This is a genomic window from Streptomyces sp. NPDC047028 (assembly GCF_040644095.1).
In the GTDB taxonomy this organism is placed as follows: domain Bacteria; phylum Actinomycetota; class Actinomycetes; order Streptomycetales; family Streptomycetaceae; genus Streptomyces.
Genome location: NZ_JBEYVS010000001.1, coordinates 168,591 through 188,407 on the forward strand (window position 1 = coordinate 168,591; position 19,817 = coordinate 188,407).

A 19,817-nucleotide genomic window follows, 5' to 3' on the forward strand; every position below is an offset into this window, starting at 1 on the left:
GTCAGACGGCCGGGGCGCCGAGCCAGTCGTCGACGCCCGCCAGCAGCTTGGCCTTGACGTCCTCCGGGGCGGCCGAGCCGCGGACCGACTGGCGGGCCAGTTCCGCCAGCTCGGCGTCGGTGAAGCCGTGGTACTCGCGGGCCAGCTCGTACTGGGCCGCCAGCCGGGAGCCGAAGAGCAGGGGGTCGTCGGCACCGAGGGCCATGGGGACGCCCGCCTCGAAGAACGTCCGCAGGGGGACGTCCTCCGGCTTCTCGTAGACACCGAGGGCCACGTTCGAGGCGGGGCACACCTCACAGGTCACGCCCCGATCGGCCAGCCGGCGCAGTAGCCGGGGGTCCTCCGCCGCCCGCACCCCGTGGCCGATCCGGGCCGCGTCGAGGTCGTCCAGGCAGTCCCGGACGGACGCCGGGCCGGTCAGCTCGCCGCCGTGCGGGGCCGCGAGCAGGCCGCCGTCGCGGGCGATCGCGAACGCGCGGTCGAAGTCCCGCGCCATGCCCCGCCGTTCGTCGTTGGACAGCCCGAAGCCGACCACGCCCCGGTCGGCGTACCGCACCGCGAGCCGGGCCAGCGTGCGCGCGTCCAGCGGGTGTTTCATGCGGTTGGCGGCGACCAGGACCCGCATGCCGAGCCCGGTGTCCCGCGCGGTCGTCTCCACCGCGTCCAGGATGATCTCCAGCGCCGGGATGAGACCGCCCAGGCGGGGGGCGTACGACGTCGGGTCCACCTGGATCTCCAGCCAGCCCGAGCCGTCCGTGAGGTCCTCCTCGGCGGCCTCCCGGACCAGCCGTTGGATGTCCTCCGGCTCCCGCAGGCAGGAACGCGCCGCGTCGTACAGCCGCTGGAAGCGGAACCAGCCGCGCTCGTCAGTGGCGCGCAGCCGAGGCGGTTCCCCGCCGGTCAGCGCCTCCGTCAGCGTCTCGGGTAGGCGGACGCCGTACTTGTCGGCCAGCTCCAGGACGGTCCCCGGCCGCATCGAGCCGGTGAAGTGCAGGTGCAGATGGGCTTTCGGCAGCTCAGAGAGGTCACGTACACGCTCCATCCCAGGATCCTGCCGTACACACCCGCCCCACCGGTAGCCGTTTCCCCGTACGTGGTCTTGCTCGTACAGACGAACGGGAGCACCGGGGACGTTTCCCCGGTGCTCCCGCTCAGAGACGGGGCCCGCTCAGGCCTTGGCCTCCGCCAGCAGCTTCTGCATGCGGCTCACGCCCTCGACGAGGTCCTCGTCACCGAGGGCGTACGACAGCCGCAGGTAGCCTGGCGTGCCGAAGGCCTCGCCGGGGACGACCGCGACCTCGGCCTCCTCCAGGATGAGCGCGGCCAGCTCGACGCTGTTCTGCGGGCGCTTGCCGCGGATCTCCCTGCCGATCAGCTCCTTCACCGAGGGGTAGGCGTAGAACGCGCCCTCGGGCTCGGGGCAGAGGACGCCGTCGATCTCGTTGAGCATCCGCACGATGGTCTTGCGGCGGCGGTCGAACGCCTCGCGCATCGTCGCGACGGCCTCCAGGTCGCCGGAGACGGCGGCCAGGGCGGCCACCTGGGCAACGTTGGAGACGTTCGACGTGGCGTGCGACTGGAGGTTGGTCGCGGCCTTGACGACGTCCTTCGGGCCGATGACCCAGCCCACGCGCCAGCCGGTCATGGCGTACGTCTTCGCCACGCCGTTGACCACGACGCACTTGTCGCGCAGCTCGGGCAGAAGCGCCGGCAGGGACACGGACACCGCGTCGCCGTACACCAGGTGCTCGTAGATCTCGTCGGTGAGCACCCACAGGCCGTGCTCGACGGCCCAGCGGCCGATCGCCTCGGTCTCGGCCTCGGAGTACACCGCGCCGGTCGGGTTGGAGGGGGAGACGAAGAGGACGACCTTGGTCTTCTCGGTGCGGGCGGCCTCCAACTGCTCGACCGTGACGCGGTAGCCGGTGGTCTCGTCGGCGACGACCTCGACCGGGACACCGCCGGCGAGGCGGATCGACTCCGGGTACGTCGTCCAGTACGGCGCCGGGACGATGACCTCGTCACCGGGGTCGAGGATCGCGGCGAAGGCCTCGTAGATGGCCTGCTTGCCCCCGTTGGTGACCAGGATCTCCGAGACGTCGGGCTCGTAACCGGAGTCGCGCAGCGTCTTGGCGGCGATCGCGGCCTTCAGCTCGGGCAGGCCGCCGGCCGGTGTGTAGCGGTGGTACTTCGGGTTCTTGCAGGCCTCGACGGCCGCGTCGACGATGTAGTCCGGGGTCGGGAAGTCCGGTTCACCGGCGCCGAAGCCGATCACCGGACGCCCGGCGGCCTTGAGGGCCTTGGCCTTGGCGTCCACGGCGAGGGTGGCGGACTCGGAGATCGCGCCGATTCGGGCGGAGACCCGGCGCTCGGTGGGAGGGGTTGCAGCGCTCATGGGGGCCATGGTTTCAGACCGGAAAGGCCCGCTGCACACCGGTTTCACAGACTGAACGGCAAGGGGTCGGCGTATGAACAGGGATACGAATCCCGTCCCCGGCCAGGACGATCTTCGGTACCGCACCCTCGGACGGGCACTTTCTGTTCGACGCCGGGCCGCGGACCACGTACACTCTCACCTCGTTGGCTTCCAGCAGCCGCCTGTGCGGCCGGTGCACACCGAGCACCCGGTCGGATGCGGTACGTTGGGGGACACACAAAGGGTCGTAGCTCAATTGGTAGAGCACTGGTCTCCAAAACCAGCGGTTGGGGGTTCAAGTCCCTCCGGCCCTGCTACACACACCGCCAGGATGTGTGCGCATGTACGTACAGCAATGCACCGCCGTGCGGCTCAGAAACCGGGCGCGGCACGGCCACGACCCGGGATCAGGTGAGGACGAATGACGGACGCCGTGGGCTCCATCGACACGCCTGATGCTCAGGACGAGGTGCCCGAGTCCAAGAAGAAGGCCCGTAAGGGCGGCAAGCGCGCCAAGAAGGGCCCGCTCAAGCGCCTCGCCATCTTCTATCGCCAGATCATCGCGGAACTCCGCAAGGTCGTCTGGCCGACGCGTAACCAGCTGACGTCGTACACCACTGTGGTGATCTTCTTCGTCGCCATCATGATCGGCCTGGTGACCGTGATTGACTATGGGCTCAACCACGCGGCCAAGTACGTCTTCGGCTGAGTCCAGAGCGAAGGGCGCCGTGGTACCGGCGCCCGTTTTCGCATGTTCCACCTCTATGTATCCAGGAAGAAGCAGCCATCGTGTCTGACCCGAACCTGAACGACGCCATCGAGCCCGAGAAGTCGGTCGATGACGAGCTCGACATCGTCGAGGGCGCGGACGAGCAGGACGAGTTCGAGGCTGCCGAGGCCGAGTCGGGCGAGCCGGCGGAAGAGGCCGCGCTGCACGTCGAGGACGCGGACGAGGACGTCACGGGTGACGAGGACGTCGCCACCGAGGACGCCGTCGCGGACGAGACCGCCGAGGACGAGGACGCCGTCGCCGCCGAGGACGACGCCGTCGCCGCCGAGGCCGGGGACGAGCAGGCCGAGGAGGAGCCGGCCGAGCCGGTCGACCCCGTCCAGGCCCTGCGCGAGGAGCTGCGCACCCTTCCCGGCGAGTGGTACGTCATCCACACCTATGCCGGTTACGAGAACCGCGTGAAGACGAACCTGGAGCAGCGCGCCGTCTCGCTGAACGTCGAGGACTACATCTTCCAGGCCGAGGTGCCGCAGGAAGAGGTCGTCCAGATCAAGAACGGCGACCGCAAGACGATCAAGCAGAACAAGCTGCCGGGTTACGTCCTGGTTCGCATGGACCTGACCAACGAGTCCTGGGGCGTCGTCCGCAACACCCCGGGCGTCACGGGCTTCGTCGGCAACGCCTACGACCCGTACCCGCTGACGCTGGACGAGATCGTCAAGATGCTCGCTCCGGAGGCCGAGGAGAAGGCGGCCCGCGAGGCGGCCGAGGCCGAGGGCAAGCCGGCTCCGCAGCGCAAGGTCGAGGTCCAGGTGCTGGACTTCGAGGTCGGCGACTCGGTGACGGTGACCGACGGTCCGTTCGCGACGCTCCAGGCGACGATCAACGAGATCAACCCCGACTCGAAGAAGGTCAAGGGGCTCGTGGAGATCTTCGGGCGTGAGACGCCGGTCGAGCTGTCGTTCGATCAGATCCAGAAGAACTAAGGCTCCGCGGACGGCGTGGAGTAACTGCGGGCCGGTGGGGGCTTGTCGCGCCCACGCGGCGGAGCCGCAGATCGACACGGCCCCGCGCCCCTAGAGGTGGGTCAGGTCAGAGGGGCTTTCGCACGTGCCCTTCTGACCTGGTCGTTTTTGGCCGCACACCTATACCCGTTATCGTTGTGCGGTATGCCTGCGTCAGGATCGCGATCCTCGCGTGGGCATGGACCCGAATGAAAGGACCCGGAGAGCAATGCCTCCCAAGAAGAAGAAGGTCACGGGGCTCATCAAGCTCCAGATCCAGGCCGGTGCGGCCAACCCGGCTCCGCCGGTCGGCCCGGCGCTGGGTCAGCACGGCGTCAACATCATGGAGTTCTGCAAGGCCTACAACGCCGCGACCGAGTCGCAGCGTGGCTGGGTCATCCCGGTGGAGATCACGGTCTACGAGGACCGTTCCTTCACCTTCATCACCAAGACCCCGCCGGCCGCGAAGATGATCCTCAAGGCCGCGGGCGTGGAGAAGGGCTCCGGCGAGCCGCACAAGACCAAGGTCGCCAAGATCACCGAGGCGCAGGTCCGCGAGATCGCCACCACCAAGATGCCCGACCTCAACGCGAACGACCTGGACGCGGCCGCGAAGATCATCGCCGGCACCGCGCGCTCCATGGGCGTCACGGTCGAGGGCTGAACCCACCCCCAGCAGTCATCGCGGCCGTAGCCGGTCGCACGTGGCAGGGCCTGCTCGGCCCAGGGACCACGACTCCTTTCAGAACACACAGGAGCAAGTTGTGAGCAAGCGCAGCAAGGCTCTCCGCGCTGCGGACGCCAAGGTCGACCGGGAGAAGCTGTACGCCCCGCTCGAGGCCGTCCGTCTCGCCAAGGAGACCTCCACCAGCAAGTTCGACGGCACTGTCGAGGTCGCCTTCCGCCTGGGTGTTGACCCGCGCAAGGCCGACCAGATGGTCCGTGGCACCGTGAACCTTCCGCACGGCACCGGTAAGACCGCCCGGGTCCTGGTCTTCGCGACCGGTGACCGTGCCGAGGCCGCGCGTGCCGCGGGCGCCGACATCGTCGGCGCCGACGAACTGATCGACGAGGTGGCGAAGGGCCGTCTGGACTTCGACGCCGTCGTCGCCACCCCGGACCTCATGGGCAAGGTCGGCCGCCTCGGCCGCGTCCTCGGCCCGCGTGGTCTGATGCCGAACCCGAAGACCGGCACCGTGACCCCGGACACCGCCAAGGCCGTGACCGAGATCAAGGGCGGCAAGATCGAGTTCCGCGTCGACAAGCACTCGAACCTGCACTTCATCATCGGCAAGGTGTCCTTCGACGACACCAAGCTGGTGGAGAACTACGGCGCCGCGCTGGAGGAGATCCTCCGTCTGAAGCCGTCCGCCGCCAAGGGCCGCTACATCAAGAAGGCCGCCATCACCACCACGATGGGCCCCGGCATCCCGCTCGACTCGAACCGCACCCGCAACCTCCTCGTCGAGGAGGACCCGGCCGCCGTCTGAGCCCCGCGCTCACCAGGCAGCCGCGTCGCGGACGCGTGAGTCCCGTGTCAGGGACGCGTTAAGTCACAGACGGACCCCGCAACCTTCCAGGTGCGGGGTCCGTCTTTTCTTTGTGCGACCTGAGCCCACGGCTGTCAGTGCCCTGGGCTACGGTGCGGATACAGGCAACTCGCATAGGGGTGGGACGAGATGAAGAGCACGACCGTGCGCCGGATGACCCTCTCGATCGCGGCGGTCACCGCGCTGACGGGGGTGGCCGCCTGCGGTTCCTCCGACGGCTCCGGGAAGGCCGACAAGGCGGTGGGCAAGACCGTGACCCGCGTCAGCCCGATAGCCGCCCTGCGGTCCGCGGAGAAGTCCACCGACAAGGCCGACTCGGCTAGGGTCCGTTCCAGCACGACGATCGGCACGACGATGTCGATGACCGCGAACGGCGCCCTCACCTGGGGCGACGGCCTCAAGGGCAACCTCACCATCACCTACACCGGCGGCAAGATGGCCGACGCGATGCGCCAGCTGGGCTCCACGCAGATGCAGGCCCGGTACCTGCCGGACGCCTACTACGCGAAGATGAGCGAGAAGTTCGCCCAGCAGACCGGCGGCAAGCACTGGGTCAAGTACGCCTACGACGACCTCGCCAAGCTCGGCGGCAGCTCCGGGGCGTACATGAAGGACCAGATGCAGAACACCACGCCGAACCAGTCGGTGCGGCTGCTGCTGGCCTCCGGTGACGTGAAGAAGGTCGGCCAGGAGCAGGTCTCGGGGCAGAGCGCCACGCACTACTCGGGCAAGGTCGACGTCGCCGGCCTCGCCGCGAAGAACAGCAACCTCACCGCCGAGCAGCTCGCCGGTCTGAAGAAGCAGCTCAGCCAGGCCGGGGTCACCACGGAGACCGTCGACATCTGGGTCAACGACCAGGACCTGCTGGTCAAGAAGGTCGAGAAGGCCGACATGACGGCCGGCACGATGACCAGCACGGCGTACTACAGCGACTACGGGGTGAAGGTCACCGCGGTCGCGCCGCCCGCCGGTGACACCAAGGACTTCAAGGACCTCATGCAGGCGGGCGGTACGGCCGGTGGGGGCACCGGCGTCAGCTCCTGAACCCGCTCCGGAAGCCCCCGGACAAGCACCCGTACGCCCCGCGGAAACCCCCGGGCGAGCACCCGTACGGCCCGATTTGCTCGGGGGCACCCCGGTCCCGTAGTCTCCTACCGAAGCCAAAGACCGCTGGTCGTTGCCGTGCGCTCACTCGAGGGTGCGGTGGCCGAAGGATCCGCTGAAAAGTGGGCGACCCGCGCAGGTGACTGTGGAAGAACTCCCGGACGCACGCCCTGGTGTGTGATCGGTCGAGTCCGCCCCGTGCGCCTGCGCCGGGGCGTTTCGTTTCCCCAGTCCTCCTTCGGGTCCGCGCGGTCCGAATCACCCGGAAGGAGGCCGAGGCTCTATGGCGAGGCCCGACAAGGCTGCCGCGGTTGCCGAGCTGACGGACAAGTTCCGCAACTCGAACGCTGCCGTGCTGACCGAGTACCGCGGTCTCACCGTGGCGCAGCTCAAGACGCTGCGCCGGTCGCTCGGTGAGAACGCCCAGTACGCCGTGGTGAAGAACACGCTGACCAAGATTGCGGCCAACGAGGCCGGGATCTCGACGCTGGACGACCAGTTCAATGGTCCGACGGCTGTCGCCTTCATCACCGGTGACCCGGTGGTGTCGGCGAAGGGTCTCCGTGACTTCGCCAAGGACAACCCCAACCTCGTCATCAAGGGCGGTGTCCTTGACGGCAAGGCGCTGTCCGCCGACGAGATCAAGAAGCTTGCGGACCTCGAGTCCCGCGAGGTTCTGCTCGCCAAGCTGGCGGGCGCCATGAAGGGCAAGCAGACCCAGGCTGCTCAGCTCTTCCAGGCGCTTCCCTCGAAGCTCGTCCGCACCGTGGACGCGCTCCGTGCCAAGCAGGCCGAGCAGGGCGGTGCCGAGTAATTCGGCTCGCTTCCTGACCCCGGCCGCCGTCTGACGGCCGAGGTCGAGCGGGCCAACGTACGCCCGCCAGTCATGTACATACGGCACCAGCCGATTGAGTGGAAGGATCGCCCATCATGGCGAAGCTCACCCAGGACGACCTGCTCGCGCAGTTCGAGGAGATGACCCTCATCGAGCTCTCCGAGTTCGTGAAGGCCTTCGAGGAGAAGTTCGACGTCACCGCGGCCGCCGCGACCGTCGTGGCCGGCCCGGCCCAGGGTGGCCCGGCCGCCCCCGCCGAGGAGGAGAAGGACGAGTTCGACGTCATCCTCACCGGCGCCGGCGACAAGAAGATCCAGGTCATCAAGGTCGTGCGCGAGCTGACCTCCCTCGGCCTGAAGGAGGCCAAGGACCTGGTCGACGGCACCCCGAAGCCGGTCCTGGAGAAGGTCAACAAGGAAGCCGCCGAGAAGGCCGCCGAGTCCCTCAAGGGCGCCGGCGCCTCCGTCGAGGTCAAGTAAGACCTCCCCGGTTCTCCGAACCCCTTTGCACGCTGACCACGCCCCCTGAGGGGCTGTAACGCGAACGCACCGAAGAGCGATCATCCATCCGGGTGGTCGCTCTTCGGCGTGTCCGGGGGAGGGGCCGCGGTTGCCTTGCACTCGTGACGGTGAGGGGTATGGTGATCTTCGTTCTGTCTCCGGAACGGTCCACAACGGGCTGGGGGGCCTTGACGAACCGCACGCAGCGCGCAATTCTCAGGACGCGTCGTCACAAGGATCCGTATCCGAGGCATGGATCGGCGGCGAAGAGGGCAGTATCAACGTGCGTTGAGGGCAGCATGCCGAGGGCGTTGACGAAGGCGATGAGAACAGCGAGGGTCTCGCGAAACCCGCACTGGACATCAGTGTGCCAAGTGGCTACACTGACCCTTTGCGCTGCCTGTTAGCTGTCCCCTGCCCGTCACCAGGGGTCTGCCCTCACCCGAGCACGTCGACCGAAACCCTTTGACCTGGGCTTTCCATCGTCGTGTGCGGAAGAGGGACTGGTACGCGCGTAGTGAGTCCGAGCCCTCGGAAGGACCCCCTCTTGGCCGCCTCGCGCAATGCCTCGACCGCGAATATGAACAACGCTGCCAGCACCGCCCCGCTGCGCATCTCCTTTGCAAAGATCAAGGAGCCCCTTGAGGTTCCGAACCTTCTCGCCCTGCAGACCGAGAGCTTCGACTGGCTCCTCGGGAACAGTGTCTGGAAGGCTCGTGTCGAGGCGGCTCTGGAGTCCGGTCAGGACGTCCCGACCAAGTCCGGACTGGAGGAGATCTTCGAGGAGATCTCCCCGATCGAGGACTTCTCCGGTTCGATGTCGCTGACGTTCCGCGACCACCGTTTCGAGCCCCCGAAGAACAGCATCGACGAGTGCAAGGACCGCGACTTCACGTACGCGGCCCCGCTCTTCGTCACCGCCGAGTTCACGAACAACGAGACCGGCGAGATCAAGTCCCAGACCGTCTTCATGGGCGACTTCCCGCTCATGACGAACAAGGGCACCTTCGTCATCAACGGCACCGAGCGTGTCGTGGTGTCGCAGCTGGTCCGTTCGCCGGGCGTGTACTTCGACTCCTCCATCGACAAGACGTCCGACAAGGACATCTTCTCCGCCAAGATCATCCCGTCCCGGGGTGCCTGGCTGGAGATGGAGATCGACAAGCGCGACATGGTCGGCGTCCGCATCGACCGCAAGCGCAAGCAGTCCGTCACCGTGCTCCTGAAGGCTCTCGGCTGGACGACCGAGCAGATCCTCGAGGAGTTCGGCGAGTACGAGTCGATGCGCGCCACCCTGGAGAAGGACCACACCCAGGGCCAGGACGACGCGCTGCTCGACATCTACCGCAAGCTGCGCCCGGGCGAGCCCCCGACCCGCGAGGCCGCGCAGACGTTGCTGGAGAACCTGTACTTCAACCCCAAGCGCTACGACCTCGCCAAGGTCGGCCGCTACAAGGTCAACAAGAAGCTCGCCGCGGACGCCCCGCTGGACGCCGGTGTGCTGACGGTCGAGGACGTCCTCGCGACGATCAAGTACCTGGTCAAGCTGCACGCCGGCGAGACCGAGACGGTCGGTGACAACGGCCAGACGATCGTCGTCGAGACCGACGACATCGACCACTTCGGCAACCGTCGTCTGCGCAGCGTCGGCGAGCTGATCCAGAACCAGGTCCGTACGGGTCTCGCCCGTATGGAGCGCGTCGTGCGTGAGCGCATGACCACCCAGGACGTCGAGGCGATCACGCCGCAGACCCTGATCAACATCCGGCCGGTCGTCGCCTCCATCAAGGAGTTCTTCGGCACCAGCCAGCTGTCGCAGTTCATGGACCAGAACAACCCGCTGTCGGGTCTCACCCACAAGCGCCGCCTGTCGGCCCTTGGCCCGGGTGGTCTCTCCCGTGAGCGGGCCGGCTTCGAGGTCCGTGACGTGCACCCCTCGCACTACGGCCGCATGTGCCCGATCGAGACGCCCGAAGGCCCGAACATCGGTCTGATCGGCTCGCTCGCCTCCTACGGCCGGGTCAACGCGTTCGGTTTCGTCGAGACGCCGTACCGCAAGGTCATCGACGGCCAGGTCACCGACGAGGTGGACTACCTGACCGCCGACGAGGAGGACCGCTTCGTCATCGCGCAGGCCAACGCGCCGCTGACCGACGAACTGCGCTTCGCCGAGAACCGCGTGCTGGTCCGCCGCCGCGGCGGCGAGGTCGACTACGTCGGTGGCGAGGACGTGGACTACATGGACGTCTCGCCGCGCCAGATGGTGTCGGTCGCGACCGCCATGATCCCCTTCCTCGAGCACGACGACGCGAACCGTGCCCTCATGGGCGCGAACATGATGCGCCAGGCCGTCCCGCTCATCAAGAGCGAGGCCCCGCTCGTCGGCACCGGCATGGAGTACCGCTCCGCCGTCGACGCCGGCGACGTCGTCAAGGCCGAGAAGGCGGGTGTGGTCCAGGAGGTCTCCGCGGACTACATCACCACCGCGAACGACGACGGCACGTACATCACGTACCGCCTGCACAAGTTCGCCCGCTCCAACCAGGGCACCTCGGTCAACCAGAAGGTCATCGTCAACGAGGGCGACCGGATCATCGAGGGCCAGGTCCTCGCCGACGGTCCGGCCACCGAGAACGGTGAGATGGCCCTCGGCAAGAACCTGCTGGTCGCGTTCATGCCGTGGGAGGGTCACAACTACGAGGACGCGATCATCCTGTCGCAGCGCCTCGTGCAGGACGACGTCCTCTCCTCGATCCACATCGAGGAGCACGAGGTCGACGCCCGTGACACCAAGCTCGGCCCCGAGGAGATCACCCGGGACATCCCGAACGTCTCCGAGGAGGTCCTCGCCGACCTCGACGAGCGCGGCATCATCCGCATCGGCGCCGAGGTCGTCGCCGGCGACATCCTGGTCGGCAAGGTCACCCCGAAGGGTGAGACCGAGCTGACCCCGGAGGAGCGCCTGCTGCGCGCGATCTTCGGCGAGAAGGCCCGTGAGGTCCGTGACACCTCGCTGAAGGTGCCGCACGGCGAGATCGGCAAGATCATCGGCGTGCGCGTCTTCGACCGCGAGGAGGGCGACGAGCTTCCCCCCGGTGTGAACCAGCTGGTGCGCGTCTACGTCGCGCAGAAGCGCAAGATCACCGACGGTGACAAGCTCGCCGGCCGGCACGGCAACAAGGGTGTCATCTCCAAGATCCTGCCGATCGAGGACATGCCGTTCCTGGAGGACGGCACCCCGGTCGACATCATCCTGAACCCGCTGGGTGTGCCGTCCCGAATGAACCCGGGACAGGTCCTGGAGATCCACCTCGGCTGGCTCGCCAGCCGCGGCTGGGACGTCTCCGGCCTCGCCGACGAGTGGGCCCAGCGCCTGCAGGCCATCGGCGCGGACAACGTCCAGCCGGGCACCAACGTCGCCACCCCGGTGTTCGACGGTGCCCGCGAGGACGAGCTGGCGGGTCTGCTGCAGCACACCATCCCGAACCGCGACGGCGAGCGCATGGTGCTCCCGACCGGCAAGGCGCGGCTGTTCGACGGCCGCAGCGGTGAGCCGTTCCCGGACCCGATCTCGGTCGGCTACATGTACATCCTGAAGCTGCACCACCTGGTCGACGACAAGCTGCACGCCCGTTCGACCGGCCCGTACTCGATGATCACCCAGCAGCCGCTGGGTGGTAAGGCCCAGTTCGGTGGCCAGCGCTTCGGTGAGATGGAGGTGTGGGCGCTGGAGGCGTACGGCGCCGCCTACGCCCTCCAGGAGCTGCTGACCATCAAGTCCGACGACGTCACCGGCCGCGTGAAGGTCTACGAGGCCATCGTCAAGGGCGAGAACATCCCGGAGCCCGGCATCCCCGAGTCCTTCAAGGTGCTCATCAAGGAGATGCAGTCGCTCTGCCTGAACGTGGAGGTGCTGTCCAGCGACGGTATGTCCATCGAGATGCGTGACACCGACGAGGATGTCTTCCGCGCTGCGGAGGAGCTCGGCATCGACCTGTCCCGGCGCGAGCCGAGCAGCGTCGAAGAGGTCTGACGGGAGTCCGGCGGGGCCCTCACCCTTGAGGGCCCCCGCCGACCCCCAGGCCCCCGTTTCAGACCACAGACTTACAACCCTGAGAGGGATTGACGCATAGTGCTCGACGTCAACTTCTTCGATGAGCTCCGGATCGGTCTGGCCACCGCTGACGACATCCGTCAGTGGAGCCACGGCGAGGTCAAGAAGCCCGAGACCATCAACTACCGCACCCTCAAGCCGGAAAAGGACGGGCTCTTCTGCGAGAAGATCTTCGGCCCCACCCGGGACTGGGAGTGCTACTGCGGCAAGTACAAGCGTGTCCGCTTCAAGGGCATCATCTGCGAGCGCTGCGGCGTCGAGGTCACTCGCGCCAAGGTGCGCCGTGAGCGGATGGGCCACATCGAGCTGGCCGCGCCCGTCACGCACATCTGGTACTTCAAGGGTGTCCCGAGCCGGCTGGGCTACCTGCTCGACCTGGCTCCCAAGGACCTCGAGAAGGTCATCTACTTCGCGGCGTACATGATCACGTTCGTCGACGAGGAGCGCCGTACCCGCGACCTGCCCTCCCTGGAGGCGCACGTCTCCGTGGAGCGCCAGCAGGTCGAGAACCGTCGCGACGCCGACCTGGAGGCCCGCGCCAAGAAGCTCGAGACCGACCTGGCCGAGCTGGAGGCCGAGGGCGCCAAGGCCGACGTGCGCCGCAAGGTGCGCGAGGGTGCCGAGCGCGAGATGAAGCAGCTGCGCGACCGCGCGCAGCGCGAGATCGACCGCCTCGACGAGGTGTGGACGCGGTTCAAGAACCTCAAGGTCCAGGACCTGGAGGGCGACGAGCTGCTCTACCGCGAGCTGCGTGACCGCTTCGGCACGTACTTCGACGGTTCGATGGGTGCCGCGGCGCTGCAGAAGCGCCTGGAGTCCTTCGACCTGGAGGAGGAGGCCGAGCGTCTCCGCGAGATCATCCGCACCGGCAAGGGCCAGAAGAAGACCCGTGCGCTCAAGCGCCTCAAGGTCGTCTCCGCGTTCCTGCAGACGTCCAACAGCCCCAAGGGCATGGTGCTCGACTGCGTGCCCGTCATCCCGCCGGACCTGCGTCCGATGGTGCAGCTGGACGGTGGCCGCTTCGCGACCTCCGACCTGAACGACCTGTACCGCCGTGTCATCAACCGCAACAACCGCCTGAAGCGGCTTCTCGACCTCGGCGCGCCCGAGATCATCGTGAACAACGAGAAGCGCATGCTCCAGGAGGCCGTCGACGCGCTCTTCGACAACGGCCGCCGCGGCCGCCCGGTGACGGGCCCCGGCAACCGTCCGCTGAAGTCGCTGTCCGACATGCTCAAGGGCAAGCAGGGCCGCTTCCGGCAGAACCTGCTCGGCAAGCGAGTCGACTACTCGGCGCGTTCCGTCATCGTCGTCGGCCCGCAGCTGAAGCTGCACCAGTGCGGTCTGCCGAAGGCGATGGCGCTGGAGCTGTTCAAGCCGTTCGTGATGAAGCGCCTGGTCGACCTGAACCACGCGCAGAACATCAAGTCGGCCAAGCGCATGGTCGAGCGTGGCCGCACCGTCGTGTACGACGTCCTCGAAGAGGTCATCGCCGAGCACCCGGTGCTGCTGAACCGTGCGCCCACCCTGCACCGCCTCGGCATCCAGGCCTTCGAGCCGCAGCTGGTCGAGGGCAAGGCCATCCAGATCCACCCGCTCGTCTGCACCGCGTTCAACGCGGACTTCGACGGTGACCAGATGGCCGTGCACCTGCCGCTGTCCGCGGAGGCGCAGGCCGAGGCCCGCATCCTGATGCTGTCCTCGAACAACATCCTCAAGCCCGCCGACGGCCGTCCGGTGACGATGCCGACCCAGGACATGGTCCTCGGTCTGTTCTTCCTCACCACCGACGGCGAGATGCGGGACACCAAGGGCGAGGGCCGGGCCTTCGGTTCCACCGCCGAGGCGACCATGGCGTTCGACGCCGGCGAGCTCGCGCTCCAGTCGTCCGTCGACATCCGCTTCCCGGTGGGCACCATCCCGCCGCGCGGCTGGACCCCGCCGGTCTCCGAGGAGGACGACGCCGACGCCGCCGACTGGCAGCAGGGCGACCCGTTCCGCCTCCGGACGACCCTGGGCCGCGCGCTCTTCAACGAGCTGCTGCCCGAGGACTACCCGTTCGTCGACTACTCGGTGGGCAAGAAGCAGCTCGGTGAGATCGTCAACGACCTCGCCGAGCGCTACCCCAAGGTGGTCGTGGCGGCGACGCTCGACAACCTGAAGGCGGCCGGCTTCTACTGGGGCACCCGCTCCGGCGTCACCGTGGCCATCTCCGACGTCGTCGTTCCCGAGGCGAAGAAGGAGATCGTCAAGGGCTACGAGGCGCAGGACGAGAAGGTCCAGAAGCAGTACGAGCGCGGTCTGATCACCAAGGAAGAGCGCACGCAGGAGCTCATCGCGATCTGGACCAAGGCGACCAACGAGGTCGCCGAGGCGATGAACGAGAACTTCCCGAAGACGAACCCCATCTTCATGATGGTCGACTCGGGTGCCCGCGGAAACATGATGCAGATGCGTCAGATCGCCGGTATGCGCGGTCTGGTGTCCAACGCCAAGAACGAGACGATCCCGCGTCCGATCAAGGCGTCGTTCCGTGAGGGTCTGTCCGTGCTGGAGTACTTCATCTCCACGCACGGTGCCCGTAAGGGTCTGGCGGACACCGCTCTGCGTACCGCCGACTCGGGTTACCTCACCCGTCGTCTGGTCGACGTCTCCCAGGACGTCATCATCCGCGAGGAGGACTGCGGCACCGACCGCGGTCTGAAGCTGCGGATCGCCAACCGCGGCGCCGACGGCGTGCTGCGCAAGGCGGACGACGTCGAGACCAGCGTCTACGCCCGCATGCTCGCCGAGGACGTCGTCATCGACGGCAAGGTGATCGCGCCGGCCAACGTGGACCTCGGTGACGTCCTCATCGAGCAGCTGGTGCACCACGGCATCGAGGAGGTCAAGACCCGCTCGATCCTGACCTGCGAGTCCCACGTCGGCACCTGCGCCATGTGCTACGGCCGTTCGCTCGCCACCGGCAAGCTGGTCGACATCGGTGAGGCGGTCGGCATCATCGCCGCCCAGTCCATCGGTGAGCCCGGTACCCAGCTGACGATGCGTACCTTCCACACCGGTGGTGTGGCCGGTGACGACATCACCCAGGGTCTGCCGCGTGTCGTCGAGCTCTTCGAGGCCCGTACCCCGAAGGGTGTCGCCCCGATCTCCGAGGCCAACGGCCGCGTGCGGATCGAGGAGACCGAGAAGACCAAGAAGATCGTCGTCACCCCGGACGACGGCAGCGACGAGACGGCGTTCCCGATCTCGAAGCGCGCCCGTCTGCTGGTGTCCGAGGGCGAGCACGTCGAGGTGGGCCAGAAGCTCACCGTGGGTGCCACCAACCCGCACGACGTGCTGCGCATCCTGGGTCAGCGGGCCGTCCAGGTCCACCTGGTCGGCGAGGTCCAGAAGGTCTACAACTCGCAGGGTGTGTCGATCCACGACAAGCACATCGAGATCATCATCCGGCAGATGCTGCGCCGGGTGACGATCATCGAGTCGGGCGACGCGGAGCTGCTGCCCGGCGAGCTGGTCGAGCGCTCGAAGTTCGAGACCGAGAACCGTCGTGTGGTCCAGGAGGGCGGTCACCCGGCCTCCGGCCGGCCGCAGCTCATGGGTATCACCAAGGCCTCGCTGGCCACGGAGTCCTGGCTGTCGGCGGCGTCCTTCCAGGAGACGACGCGAGTCCTCACGGACGCGGCGATCAACGCCAAGTCCGACTCGCTGATCGGCCTCAAGGAGAACGTCATCATCGGTAAGCTCATCCCGGCCGGTACGGGCCTGTCCCGCTACCGCAACATCCGGGTCGAGCCGACCGAGGAGGCCAAGGCCGCGATGTACTCGGCCGTCGGCTACGACGACATCGACTACTCGCCGTTCGGCACGGGCTCCGGCCAGGCCGTCCCGCTGGAGGACTACGACTACGGTCCGTACAACCAGTAAGCGAGCACGATCCGCAGGGCGGTCACTCCGTGAGGGGTGGCCGCCCTGCGGCCTTTCCCGCGGGCCGGCCCGAGTCGCGCCGGCGCCTTCGGATCCTGACTGTCGGACGGCGACCGCCGGCGAGTGGTGGCTGGTCGTGCAGTTCCCCGCGCCCTCAAGGGGCGCGTCCCGCGTCGTGGCGGCTCACGGTCGGCCGGGCGTCCGCCGGCCCCAGGGCGGCGCCCCAAGGTGCTCTACGGGCCTCTGGCGCTCCCGCCAGGAGCGGCCGGTTCCGGGGGCGGGGGAGGGCCGGACGGCTTCTGTTTTGACCGGAGTCGCTGGGCTGGGTACGCTCAGACCTTGTGCCTGGGGTGTGCCCTGACCCTGTTGCGTGCCTGTAAACCGCAGCGGAGCCGAGAGCGGCCACCGTGATCCGTGCCCTTTTCGCCTCGCGGCGGAAGCCTGCGGATCCGACACACCCGACCGCGTGGGTCGGCGAAGTTCCAGGTTAGCTGTACAAATCGGCACACAGAAACCGGAGAAGTAGTGCCTACGATCCAGCAGCTGGTCCGTAAGGGCCGGCAGGACAAGGTCGAGAAGAACAAGACGCCCGCACTCGAGGGTTCCCCTCAGCGTCGTGGCGTCTGCACGCGTGTGTTCACGACCACCCCGAAGAAGCCGAACTCGGCCCTGCGTAAGGTCGCGCGTGTGCGTCTGACCAGCGGGATCGAGGTCACCGCTTACATTCCGGGTGAGGGACACAACCTGCAGGAGCACTCCATCGTGCTCGTGCGCGGCGGCCGTGTGAAGGACCTGCCGGGTGTTCGCTACAAGATCATCCGTGGCTCCCTCGACACCCAGGGTGTCAAGAACCGCAAGCAGGCCCGTTCCCGCTACGGCGCCAAGAAGGAGAAGTAAGAATGCCTCGTAAGGGCCCCGCCCCGAAGCGCCCGGTCATCATCGACCCGGTCTACGGTTCTCCTCTGGTGACGTCGCTCATCAACAAGGTGCTGCTGAACGGCAAGCGCTCCACCGCCGAGCGCATCGTCTACGGCGCCATGGAAGGTCTGCGTGAGAAGACGGGCAACGACCCGATCATCACGCTGAAGCGCGCGCTGGAGAACATCAAGCCGACCCTCGAGGTCAAGTCCCGCCGCGTCGGTGGCGCCACGTACCAGGTGCCGATCGAGGTCAAGCCCGGTCGTGCGAACACCCTGGCGCTGCGCTGGCTCGTCGGCTACTCCCGCGCCCGTCGCGAGAAGACCATGACCGAGCGTCTGCTCAACGAGCTTCTCGACGCCTCGAACGGCCTCGGTGCGGCCGTGAAGAAGCGCGAGGACACCCACAAGATGGCCGAGTCCAACAAGGCCTTCGCGCACTACCGCTGGTAGTCGCTACCCACATCGAGACCGAGAGAAGACTGAAGCCTTATGGCTACCACTTCACTTGACCTGGCCAAGGTCCGCAACATCGGGATCATGGCCCACATCGACGCGGGCAAGACGACCACCACCGAGCGGATCCTGTTCTACACCGGCGTTTCGTACAAGATCGGTGAGGTCCACGACGGCGCCGCCACGATGGACTGGATGGAGCAGGAGCAGGAGCGTGGCATCACGATCACGTCCGCTGCCACCACCTGTCACTGGCCGCTGGAGAACAACGACTACACGATCAACATCATCGACACCCCGGGGCACGTCGACTTCACCGTCGAGGTGGAGCGTTCCCTGCGTGTGCTCGACGGTGCCGTGACCGTGTTCGACGGTGTCGCCGGTGTCGAGCCCCAGTCCGAGACGGTGTGGCGTCAGGCCGACCGTTACGGCGTGCCGCGTATCTGCTTCGTGAACAAGCTGGACCGTACCGGCGCCGAGTTCCACCGCTGCGTGGACATGATCTCGGACCGCCTGGGCGCCCAGCCGCTGGTCATGCAGCTCCCGATCGGTGCCGAGGCCGACTTCAAGGGCGTTGTGGACCTGGTCCGCATGAAGGCGCTCGTGTGGTCCGCCGAGGCGGCGAAGGGCGAGATGTACGACGTCGTCGACATCCCGGCCACGCACACCGAGGCCGCCGAGGAGTGGCACAACAAGCTCGTCGAGGCCGTCGCGGAGAACGACGAAGAGATCATGGAGCTGTTCCTGGAGGGCCAGGAGCCCTCGGAGGAGCAGCTGTACGCCGCGATCCGTCGTATCACCATCGCCTCGGGCAAGTCGTCGGACACCACGGTGACCCCGGTGTTCTGCGGTACCGCGTTCAAGAACAAGGGCGTCCAGCCCCTGCTCGACGCGGTCGTGCGCTACCTGCCGACCCCGCTCGACGTCGAGGCCATCGAGGGCCACGACGTCAAGGACGCCGAGGTCGTCGTCAAGCGCAAGCCGTCCGAGGACGAGCCGCTGTCGGCCCTCGCGTTCAAGATCATGAGCGACCCGCACCTGGGCAAGCTCACCTTCGTCCGGGTGTACTCGGGCCGCCTGGAGTCCGGCTCCGCCGTGCTGAACTCCGTCAAGGGCAAGAAGGAGCGCATCGGCAAGATCTACCGCATGCACGCCAACAAGCGTGAGGAGATCGAGTCGGTGGGCGCCGGCGACATCGTCGCGGTCATGGGTCTGAAGCAGACCACGACCGGCGAGACGCTGTGCGACGACAAGCAGCCGGTGATCCTGGAGTCCATGGACTTCCCGGCGCCGGTCATCCAGGTTGCCATCGAGCCCAAGTCGAAGGGCGACCAGGAGAAGCTGGGCGTCGCGATCCAGCGCCTGGCCGAGGAGGACCCGTCGTTCCAGGTCCACTCGGACGAGGAGACGGGCCAGACCATCATCGGTGGTATGGGCGAGCTGCACCTCGAGGTGCTGGTCGACCGCATGCGCCGTGAGTTCAAGGTCGAGGCCAACGTCGGCAAGCCGCAGGTCGCGTACCGCGAGACGATCCGCAAGGCCGTCGAGCGCGTGGACTACACCCACAAGAAGCAGACCGGTGGTACCGGTCAGTTCGCCAAGGTGCAGATCGCGATCGAGCCCATCGAGGGCGGCGACGCCTCGTACGAGTTCGTGAACAAGGTGACCGGTGGCCGTATCCCGAAGGAGTACATCCCTTCGGTGGACGCCGGTGCGCAGGAGGCCATGCAGTTCGGCATCCTCGCCGGTTACGAGATGACCGGCGTGCGCGTCATCCTGATCGACGGTGGCTACCACGAGGTCGACTCCTCCGAGCTCGCCTTCAAGATCGCCGGTTCGCAGGCCTTCAAGGAGGCCGCTCGCAAGGCCAGCCCCGTGCTGCTCGAGCCGATGATGGCCGTCGAGGTCACCACGCCCGAGGACTACATGGGTGAGGTCATCGGCGACATCAACTCCCGCCGTGGCCAGATCCAGGCCATGGAGGAGCGGGCCGGTGCCCGCGTCGTGAAGGGCCTCGTGCCCCTGTCGGAGATGTTCGGCTACGTCGGCGACCTCCGTAGCAAGACGTCGGGTCGCGCGAGCTACTCGATGCAGTTCGACTCCTACGCCGAGGTTCCGCGGAACGTCGCCGAGGAGATCATCGCGAAGGCCAAGGGCGAGTAACGCACCGCGTTTAACACGTCGCGTTCACACGCCTTAGGCTTGACCCCGGAGCCTCAAGGGGCAAACAGCCGCAAACACGGATGTTTGCCCCGGGTACCGGT

14 protein-coding genes and 1 tRNA gene are annotated in these 19,817 nt (G+C 67.2%); 13 read left to right on the forward strand and 2 right to left on the reverse strand.

Annotated elements, in window-relative coordinates; translation table 11 throughout:
* Position 1: 1 nt before the first annotated feature.
* Both ABZ854_RS00845 and ABZ854_RS00850 read right to left on the reverse strand, forming a co-directional pair.
* Positions 2 to 1,042, reverse strand: a complete 1,041-nt coding sequence (locus tag ABZ854_RS00845; protein WP_361202306.1) for an adenosine deaminase — start codon at positions 1,040 to 1,042, stop codon at positions 2 to 4.
* Positions 1,043 to 1,168: 126 nt separating this feature from the next.
* Entirely contained in the window at positions 1,169 to 2,395 is a 1,227-nt protein-coding gene (locus ABZ854_RS00850; protein ID WP_361202308.1) for a pyridoxal phosphate-dependent aminotransferase, read from the reverse strand.
* Between the two features lie 262 nt (positions 2,396 to 2,657).
* Here ABZ854_RS00850 and ABZ854_RS00855 point away from each other — a divergent pair.
* From ABZ854_RS00855 to fusA, 13 genes are all read left to right on the forward strand, one after another.
* Positions 2,658 to 2,730 (forward strand) — tRNA-Trp (locus ABZ854_RS00855).
* Between the two features lie 107 nt (positions 2,731 to 2,837).
* Entirely contained in the window at positions 2,838 to 3,125 is a 288-nt protein-coding gene (gene secE, locus ABZ854_RS00860) for a preprotein translocase subunit SecE (protein WP_129307417.1), read from the forward strand.
* A gap of 80 nt (positions 3,126 to 3,205) precedes the next feature.
* Positions 3,206 to 4,132: a transcription termination/antitermination protein NusG gene (gene nusG, locus ABZ854_RS00865; protein WP_361202311.1), complete on the forward strand. Its 927-nt coding sequence runs from the start codon at positions 3,206 to 3,208 to the stop codon at positions 4,130 to 4,132.
* 247 nt (positions 4,133 to 4,379) lie between these two features.
* A complete protein-coding gene (gene rplK / locus ABZ854_RS00870; protein WP_053846805.1) occupies positions 4,380 to 4,814 on the forward strand; it encodes a 50S ribosomal protein L11 in 435 nt (144 codons plus the stop codon).
* Positions 4,815 to 4,914: 100 nt separating this feature from the next.
* Complete coding sequence (gene rplA, locus ABZ854_RS00875; protein ID WP_361202313.1) at positions 4,915 to 5,640, forward strand: 50S ribosomal protein L1; 726 nt, start codon at positions 4,915 to 4,917, stop codon at positions 5,638 to 5,640.
* Between the two features lie 189 nt (positions 5,641 to 5,829).
* A complete protein-coding gene (locus ABZ854_RS00880) occupies positions 5,830 to 6,744 on the forward strand; it encodes a hypothetical protein (RefSeq protein WP_361202315.1) in 915 nt (304 codons plus the stop codon).
* A gap of 343 nt (positions 6,745 to 7,087) precedes the next feature.
* A complete protein-coding gene (gene rplJ, locus ABZ854_RS00885; RefSeq protein ID WP_361202317.1) occupies positions 7,088 to 7,618 on the forward strand; it encodes a 50S ribosomal protein L10 in 531 nt (176 codons plus the stop codon).
* A gap of 116 nt (positions 7,619 to 7,734) precedes the next feature.
* Complete coding sequence (gene rplL / locus ABZ854_RS00890; RefSeq protein WP_361202319.1) at positions 7,735 to 8,118, forward strand: 50S ribosomal protein L7/L12; 384 nt, start codon at positions 7,735 to 7,737, stop codon at positions 8,116 to 8,118.
* 568 nt (positions 8,119 to 8,686) lie between these two features.
* Positions 8,687 to 12,172 carry a DNA-directed RNA polymerase subunit beta gene (gene rpoB / locus ABZ854_RS00895; protein ID WP_129307411.1) on the forward strand — a complete coding sequence of 1,162 codons (3,486 nt, stop codon included), beginning with the start codon at positions 8,687 to 8,689 and terminating at the stop codon, positions 12,170 to 12,172.
* 99 nt (positions 12,173 to 12,271) lie between these two features.
* A complete protein-coding gene (locus ABZ854_RS00900; RefSeq protein WP_361202321.1) occupies positions 12,272 to 16,180 on the forward strand; it encodes a DNA-directed RNA polymerase subunit beta' in 3,909 nt (1,302 codons plus the stop codon).
* A 525-nt stretch (positions 16,181 to 16,705) separates the two neighbouring features.
* On the forward strand, positions 16,706 to 17,077 hold the full coding sequence (rpsL, locus tag ABZ854_RS00905) for a 30S ribosomal protein S12 (RefSeq protein ID WP_003948652.1): 372 nt from the start codon (positions 16,706 to 16,708) through the stop codon (positions 17,075 to 17,077).
* Between the two features lie 2 nt (positions 17,078 to 17,079).
* Positions 17,080 to 17,550 carry a 30S ribosomal protein S7 gene (rpsG, locus tag ABZ854_RS00910; protein ID WP_003992340.1) on the forward strand — a complete coding sequence of 157 codons (471 nt, stop codon included), beginning with the start codon at positions 17,080 to 17,082 and terminating at the stop codon, positions 17,548 to 17,550.
* Between the two features lie 39 nt (positions 17,551 to 17,589).
* Positions 17,590 to 19,716, forward strand: a complete 2,127-nt coding sequence (gene fusA, locus ABZ854_RS00915) for an elongation factor G (RefSeq protein WP_361202323.1) — start codon at positions 17,590 to 17,592, stop codon at positions 19,714 to 19,716.
* Positions 19,717 to 19,817 lie beyond the last annotated feature (101 nt).

Excerpts from the sequence above, each read along its gene's own strand:
- ABZ854_RS00845 (WP_361202306.1), bottom strand. The coding sequence starts at position 1,042 with ATGGAGCGTGTACGTGACCTCTCTGAGCTGCCGAAAGCCCATCTGCAC.
- ABZ854_RS00850 (WP_361202308.1), bottom strand. The coding sequence starts at position 2,395 with ATGAGCGCTGCAACCCCTCCCACCGAGCGCCGGGTCTCCGCCCGAATC.
- secE (WP_129307417.1), top strand. The coding sequence starts at position 2,838 with ATGACGGACGCCGTGGGCTCCATCGACACGCCTGATGCTCAGGACGAG.
- rplK (WP_053846805.1), top strand. The coding sequence starts at position 4,380 with ATGCCTCCCAAGAAGAAGAAGGTCACGGGGCTCATCAAGCTCCAGATC.
- ABZ854_RS00880 (WP_361202315.1), top strand. The coding sequence starts at position 5,830 with ATGAAGAGCACGACCGTGCGCCGGATGACCCTCTCGATCGCGGCGGTC.
- rplJ (WP_361202317.1), top strand. The coding sequence starts at position 7,088 with ATGGCGAGGCCCGACAAGGCTGCCGCGGTTGCCGAGCTGACGGACAAG.
- rplL (WP_361202319.1), top strand. The coding sequence starts at position 7,735 with ATGGCGAAGCTCACCCAGGACGACCTGCTCGCGCAGTTCGAGGAGATG.
- rpsG (WP_003992340.1), top strand. The coding sequence starts at position 17,080 with ATGCCTCGTAAGGGCCCCGCCCCGAAGCGCCCGGTCATCATCGACCCG.
- fusA (WP_361202323.1), top strand. The coding sequence starts at position 17,590 with ATGGCTACCACTTCACTTGACCTGGCCAAGGTCCGCAACATCGGGATC.